Below are 1,460 nucleotides of genomic sequence, written 5' to 3' on the forward strand. Positions count from 1 at the left end.
GGGACTTAACCCAACATCTCACGACACGAGCTGACGACAGCCATGCAACACCTGTGCACGCGTCCCTTTCGGGAAAGCGACGTTTCCGCCGCGGTCATGTGCATGTCAAGCCTTGGTAAGGTTCTTCGCGTATCATCGAATTAAACCCCACGCTCCGCTGCTTGTGCGGGGCCCCGTCAATTCCTTTGAGTTTTAGCCTTGCGGCCGTACTCCCCAGGCGGGATACTTAATGCGTTAGCTGCGGCACCGGAGGGGTTAAAACCTCCAACACCTAGTATCCATCGTTTACAGCTAGGACTACCAGGATATCTAATCCTGTTTGCTCCCCTAGCTTTCGCGCCTCAGCGTCAAGATTGGACCAGGAAGTCGCCTTCGCCTCTGGTGTTCCTCCGAATATCTGCGCATTCCACCGCTACACTCGGAATTCCACTTCCCTCTTCCACCTTCAAGTGAACTGGTTTCGAAAGCTGTTCCCGAGTTGAGCCCGGGGCTTTCACTTTCGACTTCATTCACCGCCTGCGCGCGCTTTACGCCCAGTAAATCCGGACAACGCTTGCCACCTACGTATTACCGCGGCTGCTGGCACGTAGTTAGCCGTGGCTTATTCCTCGGGTACCGTCATTATCGTCCCCGAGAAAAGTGGTTTACGACCCGAAGGCCTTCATCCCACACGCGGTATTGCTGCGTCAGGGTTTCCCCCATTGCGCAAAATTCCCGACTGCTGCCTCCCGTAGGAGTCTGGGCCGTGTCTCAGTCCCAGTCTGGGTGATCGTCCTCTCAGACCACCTATCGATCGTCGCCTTGGTGAGCCATTACCTCACCAACTAGCTAATCGAACGCAGGCCCCGCCCATAGCGCATTGCTGCTTTGGAGACGCTAATGAAAGCGTCTCAACATGAGGTATTAGCTACCCTTTCGGGCAGTTATTCCTCACTACGGGGTAGGTCACCTACGCGTTACTCAGCCGTTCGCCACTAATTTCCGAGCAAGCCCGGAAACTCGTTCGACTTGCATGTCTAAGGCATACCGCCAGCGTTAGTCCTGAGCCAGGATCAAACTCTCCGAAACAACGTGTTGCCTTACGGCAGCACGTTAATTTTCCGAGGGTCTGCCCCGGCGAAAAAACGGTTGCTTTGTGTTACCTGCCACTCTTCAGCTGTTAAGGTGCCGCCGACTTTCGCCGACGCGGTCGCCACGGAGACCGTGGTGACTGTAAGCGCTGCTCTGCTCCACCCGTGATCGGGGCGGACGGTCGAGGATCTCTTCCACGAGCGACGCGAAGGGCGAGTCTACGCACCCTGCCGCTCCCCTGTCAAACGCGGGGCTCGTGCGGGACCGTGCAGGGTGATTCGTGCTCACCACGTAGAGGTCGCGTGTTACAGCGGGCTCGACTCCACAAGGAGCAGCACGCCCGCTGCGGCGGCCAGGGAGGCGACGGCGAGGGTGGCTCCGGCTGCGGC

At 57.9% G+C, this 1,460-nt stretch carries 1 rRNA gene; it reads right to left on the minus strand.

The annotated features are described in order from the left end of the window. A 16S ribosomal RNA gene (locus tag AC3LB0_RS05760) occupies positions 1–1,068 on the minus strand; the annotation flags it as partial. Positions 1,069–1,460 lie beyond the last annotated feature (392 nt).

The sequence above is a fragment of the Candidatus Limnocylindrus sp. genome (assembly GCF_040397235.1).
Lineage (GTDB): Bacteria > Chloroflexota > Limnocylindria > Limnocylindrales > Limnocylindraceae > Limnocylindrus.